General features: G+C 43.1%; 5 protein-coding genes. 1 reads left to right on the top strand and 4 read right to left on the bottom strand.

What is annotated here, in order from left to right; genetic code table 11:
- Positions 1 to 139: 139 nt before the first annotated feature.
- The 4 genes from FE394_RS18095 to FE394_RS18080 form a co-directional block, all read right to left on the bottom strand.
- The gene (locus FE394_RS18095) at positions 140 to 2,200 is read right to left on the bottom strand and encodes a TonB-dependent receptor domain-containing protein (protein WP_319927730.1); all 2,061 of its coding nucleotides are present in this window, start codon (positions 2,198 to 2,200) and stop codon (positions 140 to 142) included.
- A gap of 150 nt (positions 2,201 to 2,350) precedes the next feature.
- Positions 2,351 to 4,099, bottom strand: coding sequence for an acetyl/propionyl/methylcrotonyl-CoA carboxylase subunit alpha (locus tag FE394_RS18090; protein WP_319927729.1), 1,749 nt, complete (start codon positions 4,097 to 4,099; stop codon positions 2,351 to 2,353).
- 17 nt (positions 4,100 to 4,116) lie between these two features.
- Positions 4,117 to 5,694: a 5-oxoprolinase subunit B/C family protein gene (locus FE394_RS18085; protein WP_319927728.1), complete on the bottom strand. Its 1,578-nt coding sequence runs from the start codon at positions 5,692 to 5,694 to the stop codon at positions 4,117 to 4,119.
- Positions 5,695 to 5,737: 43 nt separating this feature from the next.
- Positions 5,738 to 6,505, bottom strand: a complete 768-nt coding sequence (locus FE394_RS18080) for a LamB/YcsF family protein (RefSeq protein WP_319927727.1) — start codon at positions 6,503 to 6,505, stop codon at positions 5,738 to 5,740.
- 361 nt (positions 6,506 to 6,866) lie between these two features.
- On the opposite strand from FE394_RS18080, the gene FE394_RS18075 reads away from it, so the two are divergent.
- The gene (locus tag FE394_RS18075) at positions 6,867 to 7,523 is read left to right on the top strand and encodes a GntR family transcriptional regulator (RefSeq protein ID WP_319927726.1); all 657 of its coding nucleotides are present in this window, start codon (positions 6,867 to 6,869) and stop codon (positions 7,521 to 7,523) included.
- Positions 7,524 to 7,597 lie beyond the last annotated feature (74 nt).

Raw genomic sequence — 7,597 nt, 5'->3', positions numbered from 1 at the left:
TGAGTGTTGTTGCGTTGATTGGGGTGTTTACGCTCTAGTCGGAAAATATATCGCTGAAAGGCAAGTAGCAGAAAGACGTTTGAGAAGAAAAGTCTGCGGTCGAACCGCAGACTTTTTACTAAAAATTAAAGCATTTTACTTAGAACTTATAAGAAATAGTGGCTTTATAAGCGCGGCCTTTCTCTTCTTGTCCCTTATAAGTATTCAGGTAGTAGGATTGCTCGTTGTAACGTTTATCAAAGATATTATCGATACCAAGCTGAATTTCTGTATTTTTCCACGAGCCTGATTTCGGTGCCCAGGAAATATACACATCACTGACGCCATAACCAGATTTATGTACATTTACAATCTTACCTTTATTAGTCCCTTTTGCATCTGTGGCACGGACAAATCGAGAGTTCCAACCAAGTTCAATATCAGTTTTATCAAATAAGTAGCTCCCGCCAATAGTGAAAGCATCACCTATAGTTGGGGTAAACTCTCGTCTTTTGTCAAACAGCGCACTACCTGTCAGGATTTTGTTATCAGCTTTGGCGTAAGTCGCCCTTAAAGACAGGTTATCCAACTGATATTTGGTCGATAATTCAAACCCTTCCAGTCTGGATTTCGGAATGTTATTTAGTTCACTATTAGCCAAAGTGGTGGCCAGATTTTTGAAATTGGTTTGGAATACTTTACCAATGACAGTGAATGAATCATTTTCAGCAAAAACACTAGGATATGTTCCTGCTGCACCCGTTTCTAAGTTATAACCCGTTGTGGCTTTCAGGTTGGCATTATGATTACTTGGTCCCATGCCAACCTCTTTGCCCAATGGGCCTCTGAAGAGTTCGGTATAATTGGCAAATAATGTTGTTGACGCACCAAGTTCGTATTTCAAGCCGAGTGCTTTTGAGAAATGGGCATAAGTTCTCTCAAAAGGCTCACTATTTTCATTAATGGTATTATATTGGTAGTGATCCCATCTGACACCAGGAATAATATGAAAATCAGCTAATTGAATATCATCTTCCAGATAAACAGAGGATGATTTTCCTGTTTCTACGGCTTTTTTATGCACATTTTCTGCTACATCAGTGTATGCCATCCGGGTATCAAAATATTCATACCCATAGGTTAAATCATGGGAGAGTTTCTGAGTATCAAAACTAGAAACATTGCGCGCCCTGATACCCTGGGTTTCAACAATACTGTCAAAACCTCTTCCCGGCCCGTTGACTTCCCTCATATGATTGAAGTTTTGTTCTGTGTGATAAGCAGAAATTTTCAAATCAATTAAGTCATTATCAACGGGTACATATCGATAAGCAATATTATAGCCATCACGCTCTGAAGCGTACTTCGCTTTTTTCCCTTTATTCACATCAGGGCCAAAATTCAATCTGAAATTCGTATCAGCATCATTTTTATAATGCTCTTTTGATACACTGATATACTGATCATCAGTCAGATTGAATTTTGCTTTTAATAAGTAATTCACCAATTTCCCATCGGTAGGAATTGAGTCTCTCCCGAAGTAATCCCTGCCCGTTTTAGCATCACCTATATTGCGGTGATTAAAGTAACCTAATAAATCAACCGCACCCAATCTGCCATAAGTTGCTAAAGATTGTTGGAATTCAGCGCCATTACTGACGTAGCTTAATTTTCCTTTTGCACCAAATAATTGGCCCGGTTCTAATAAATCACCAGCATCAACGGTTTCAAACTTTAATGCACCACCAAGGGCACCGGTATCATAGGTAATACTGTTGGTACCAACATTGATATCAATTTGCTTCAGCATTTCAGGATCGATGCTGTAGCTCCCTGAATGATGGAAGTGATAGCCTTCTTGTCTTGCACCATCAACCGTTACGTTGATGAATTGATCATCCATGCCACGAATTTTAAAACGCTGCCCCAACGCGCTAGGGTGACCCGCTTGTACGCCCGGTACATTCTTTAAAATTTCGCCGACACTTTGTGCCTGTTTGACTTTGATTTCGTTACGACCAACTTTCCCACTATCTTGTTCTGCATTGTTACTTGCAATAACAACGACTGTGTCGCCAGTTGTATTCGATTTTTGGATTTTGTTTTCCGTGGTGGCTAGTGCGTTGCTGGAAATAAGAGCGGTCAACATAGATGCTGACATCAAAGGAACACACAAACCATTTTTAGCCAGGATTGCGGAAATTTTAGTTAGTTTTGCCATTTTTCTTTTATAAAAAATATTATGAGAATCATTATTATTTACATTTAGATGATAAATGTAAATAACTTTAACTATGCGTAAAGAAAAAATGGTTCAAATCAGAATGCTTAGCCTCATGAGGCCGCATTAATTCACTACTTGGCTATTCAATTACTCAATAGTAGCCAGTATGCTTTCTGCATTGTGATAATCACCCGCTTGCGCGCAAAATGTGATTTTTCCCGAACGATGGGCGCTGATTTGCACTTCCATCTTCATCGCTTCCATCACGGCAATCACATCACCATCACGAACTTGTTCGCCCTCTGTAACCAGCCATGAATGCAATATGCCGGAAATAGGCGCTTTCACCTGACGAGGATCTGTCTGTGCCTTTTCCTTTTCAGGCGACGGAGTGAATGAGTGCTCACTTGTCGGTGTTAATTGAGCCAATCCTGCCAATAAATCTGACGGTAATCCCAGTTCATGTCTGCGACCATCAATCTCAATATATGTGCGAGTGATGCTTTTATCTGCTGTTAAAGTCTGACGCGGGGAACTTTTCAGTTCATGGGCAAAATCTGTCTCAATCCAGCGAGTATGCACATGAAATTCATCACTGGAAACAAAATCAGGGTGTTCCATCACGGCTTGATGGAAAGGTAATACAGATGCCACCCCGCTGATTTTAAATTCCCGTAATGCGCGACGGGCACGGGAAATCGCTTGTTCACGAGTCGATCCAGTGACGATTAATTTCGCCATCAAGGAATCAAAAGTAGCTGGAATGGTGGAACCGTTTGTCACTCCCGAATCCAGACGGATACCAGGGCCAGAAGGTGGAATAAATTCGCTGATTATGCCAGATGTCGGTAAAAAACCTTTACCGGCGTCTTCCGCGTTAATACGAAATTCAAATGAATGCCCTCGCGGCACTGGTGTTTCCTGAATGCTCAACGGATAACCTTCCGCCACACGTAACTGCTCGATAACCAAATCAATGCCCGTTGTTTCCTCCGTTACCGGATGCTCTACTTGTAAGCGAGTGTTCACTTCCAAAAAAGAGAGCGTTCCATCCGCGCTCAGCAAGAACTCTACTGTGCCAGCTCCCACATAATTAGCTTCCACACAAATGGCTTTTGCTGATTGGTGAATTCGCTCTCTTTGTTCCTCCGTTAAAAATGGCGCAGGGGCTTCTTCCACCAGTTTCTGATTCCGGCGTTGCAAGGAGCAATCTCGGGTTCCAAGTACGACAACATGACCCTGTTTATCCGCAATCACTTGCGCTTCTATATGACGTGGCTTATCCAAAAATTGCTCAATAAAGCATTCACCACGCCCAAATGCAGCCGTCGCCTCACGTACTGCCGAATGATAAAGTTCTGCCACTTCATCCAATCGCCAAGCGACTTTCAAACCACGTCCACCGCCGCCAAATGCGGCTTTAATGGCGATCGGCAAACCGTGTTTCTCCGCAAAAGCGACAACTTCATGTGCATCTTTCACGGGTTCTGCTGTGCCAACGACTAATGGGGCTCCCACTTTCTGAGCTATTTTACGCGCCTTAACCTTATCGCCCAGTTCATCAATAGTTTCAGGATTCGGACCAATCCAAATTAATCCCGCATCAATCACAGCACGGGCAAATTCTGCTCTCTCAGACAAAAAACCATAGCCCGGATGCACCATTGTTGCCCCTGACTGCTTCGCCACTGCCAGTAAACGAGAAATATCAAGATAGGTTTCTGCGGGACTATTTCCCCCCAGACTATAAGCCTCATCGGCCAATTGCACATGTAGAGAATTGATATCAACGTCTGCATAAATAGCAACCGTCTGCACGCCATAATCACGGCAAGCACGAATAATACGGACGGCAATTTCACCACGGTTAGCAATCAGCACTTTTCTAGTGTTCATAGCAAATATTGACTCCCTTAAATTTCATGGAATGAGCTGATAGGATTAAACCGAACTTTGGCATTGATGGGTATTTGACCTGCAAGATCAAGGTGATAGTCTGCAACTGAAGCGATTACCGGATACCCTCCGGTCAGTGGATGATCCGCCAAAAAGAGTACAGGCTGACCACTGGCAGGAATTTGAATCGCTCCTGTGCAAGTGCCTTCACTGGGTAATTCCTGCTGTTTAATGCGTGATAGTGGGTACTCACCATTTAATCGCAGTCCGATTCTGTTGGATTGAGGAGTCACTTGCCAAATTTGCTCGCTTAACAAATCGAGTGCTTGCTGAGTAAACCAATCCGTGCGAGGGCCAAGAATGACATCTAATATCACAACATCATTTTTATTTGGCATGGCAAAAGCGGGAGTTTCGGAAAAAGATACCGCCGCACACGGAGAAGTTTCTCTGATGGCTAACTTATCCCGCACGTTTAACGGTGATGGCCCGATATTAGATAGCATATCAAATGAATGGCTGGATAAAATGGCAGGTACAACAAAACCCCCTCTCACTGCCAAGTAAGAACGCATACCAGCAGCAGGAGTACCCAGCAAAATTTTATCCCCGTCATTGAGATCAATGGGTTGGTAAGTATTCACATAGAGTGTTTCACCCTCTGGGGTATTAATCTCTATTGGACATGGTGCTCCCGTAATCGCAATGAGTACTTGTCCATGGGCAGTAGCCTTGAATCCACCCTGCACTATTTCCAGACAGGCTTGATCGGAGACATTGCCAACAATACGGTTTGCACTACGCAAAGCACTTTTATCCATCGCTCCCGATTCTGAGATCCCTAGTCCTGATTGGCCAATACGCCCCAAATCCTGAAACAGAGTTTGTAATCCGACTGACAAGATTTCCAAATGACAAGAAGTTTCGGAGACAAAAACGGGATTCTTGAGTGATGCCTTTGGTAAACTGACTGTCGTACGGAGCTGCCCCGCATCCCGAAAATTAACCCGATAACCCGGCTGCAATAAAGCGGGAGATAAACGGGACAGATCCCACATGCATTCGGTTGTGATACCGATAATCTGCCATCCCCCCGGACTCGCCTGCGGATAAACGCTGCTGAATTCCCCTGCCAATGCCACGGCACCCGCAGGAATACGTGTTCTGGGTGTTTTCCTTCGGGGAATATTCCACGGTAAAGCTTCCGACACCATATAAGCAAAACCGGGAGCAAAGCCAGTAAAAGCCACGGTATATTCATTTTCCGTATGTTGGTGAATGACATCCGAAACGCTAATCCCCAATAATTCAGCAACTGTCGCAAGATCCTCACCGTTATAATGCACCGGAATTTCTATCTGTTTTCCCGCCCTATGAGCATACTCCAGCAAGTCTCGACGACTGATTTCTGTCACCAATTGTTGAGAGGATATTGTTGCCTGCCGAAAACGAATCAGCAGAGTTCTCGCAGCCGGAATAATTTCGTCAACGCCCAGAATAGGTGCCATATTCAGTGAATTCAATAGTGCCAATGTTTCTGACAGTCCATTCAGCTCAACCATGATGGTATTGAAATTAACAGGTAAAAAACGCAAGGCTATCTCCCTAAATCATCGGCTATGTCAGCGCGAACTGTATTTATGGATGAATAAATGGTCGGATGGTAATGCCTGCCTGTTGCAAAACAATTTTGACCTGTTTTGCCATCTCTACCGCACCGGGGCTGTCACCATGCACACAAATAGAGTCCGCTTGAATAGGGGTAAATTTGCCATCAATCGACTCAATTCCTCCTTCTGTCACCAGCTGTAACATACGTTGAGCAACAAGATCTGCATCATGCAATACAGAACCCGCATCACGACGGGAAACTAGCTCTCCCTTTGAGGTATAGGCTCGATCAGCAAAGGCTTCTGCAATGGTTTTCAGTCCTCTTGCCTGAGCCAGTTTGAGGATATTTGAACCCGCCAAACCAACCAGAGCAAGACTCGAGTCAATCGCCAGAATACCCTCAATAACAGCATTTGCCTGATATTCATCATTCGCGATTGTGTTATAAAGTGCGCCATGAGGTTTGACATAATTGACTCTTGTACCTGACGCAGCTGCCAATCCTTGCAATGCACCTATTTGATAAATAATGTCCGCAGTCAGTTCATGGCTGGCAATATCCATTTTACGTCGTCCAAAGCCCACTAAATCGGGATAGGAAACATGAGCGCCTATCACCACATTATTTTCTTTAGCCGATTTTAATGTCCGCAATATCCCAACGGGATCGCCCGCATGAAAACCACAGGCAACATTAGCACTACTGACGATTTCTAATATTATTTCATCGTTTCCCATACACCATTGGCCGAAACTTTCACCAAGATCGCTATTTATATCGATCGTTTTTATCATGAAGAATCCCTTAGGCTGATGTCTCAAGTTCAAAAAATCGCAACTGAAATTGTTTAAACAAAGTGAATTAATTGTTGAACAATTAATAGGTTTTGACGAGTAAATAAGCAAATAGAATTGTATTATCAATCGCAAAAGTTTAATAAAGATCACTTTATTAATATCTGGAGCTGGATTTATCATCAGGATGCACAATTTAAGTGCAATATATTGAGTGTGATATACGCAGCCAAAATTCCCTGTAGTATATCAATTGTGCATCAAGGCCATAGCTTGCTGGTTTTGAGGGAATGTGTGAAGATTCATTTTTATTTATATTTCTAGGGTATTCACTGTCAGTCACTAAATCTAATGGATATTTATGAAAACAGACCATTCTCCCCAGATTTTGAGCAAGAGGATCGCCGAAATTATAAGAAATAAGTTGGTTGTTGGGGAGTTATTGCCGGGACAGCGACTATCAGAAGCCGCACTCAGTGAACAACTAGAGATTTCACGCAATACATTACGTGAAGCATTCCGCCTGCTAACTCAAGAAGGGCTGCTGAAACATCAACCGAATCGTGGCGTGTTTGTTGCTACTCCCGATATCGCATCAATTATTGATATTTATCGGGTTCGGCAACTGATTGAATGTCAGGCTCTGGCTCAGGCTTATCCAATGCATCCCAGCGTTGCTAAAATGAAACAAGCCGTTGAAACCGCAAAGCAATACCGTGATAAACAAGATTGGATGGGTGCCGGAACAGAAAATATGTGTTTTCATGCCGCAATTGTAGAGTTAACTGATAGCGAAAGGTTGATTGCTTTCTATCGTAATATCTCTGCGGAACTTCGTCTGGCTTTTGGTATTTTGAACGATCCAGAGCTTTTGTATACACCCTATATCGATAAAAATGCCCATATTCTGGAACTACTTAATTCCGGACAAAATGAGCTGGCAGCTAAGAAAATGAGTGACTATCTGGAATTATCGGAAAGGACGATACTGGCAGCTTATACCCGAAAAAATAGTTAATAATCATAATGATATATTTTTCAGATACGGTCCCGAATTTCCCGGCGGCCCAACGCAAAAAAGCCATCCGGGGA

Source organism: Xenorhabdus littoralis (genome assembly GCF_033949345.1).
Lineage (GTDB): Bacteria > Pseudomonadota > Gammaproteobacteria > Enterobacterales > Enterobacteriaceae > Xenorhabdus > Xenorhabdus littoralis.
Note: the sequence above shows the minus strand (reverse complement) of the source record. Positions and strands in the feature narration are given on the sequence as shown.

Bases quoted from the DNA above. Each gene is read 5' to 3' on its own strand.
- FE394_RS18095 (WP_319927730.1), bottom strand. From the start codon at position 2,200: ATGGCAAAACTAACTAAAATTTCCGCAATCCTGGCTAAAAATGGTTTG.
- FE394_RS18090 (WP_319927729.1), bottom strand. From the start codon at position 4,099: ATGAACACTAGAAAAGTGCTGATTGCTAACCGTGGTGAAATTGCCGTC.
- FE394_RS18080 (WP_319927727.1), bottom strand. From the start codon at position 6,505: ATGATAAAAACGATCGATATAAATAGCGATCTTGGTGAAAGTTTCGGC.
- FE394_RS18075 (WP_319927726.1), top strand. From the start codon at position 6,867: ATGAAAACAGACCATTCTCCCCAGATTTTGAGCAAGAGGATCGCCGAA.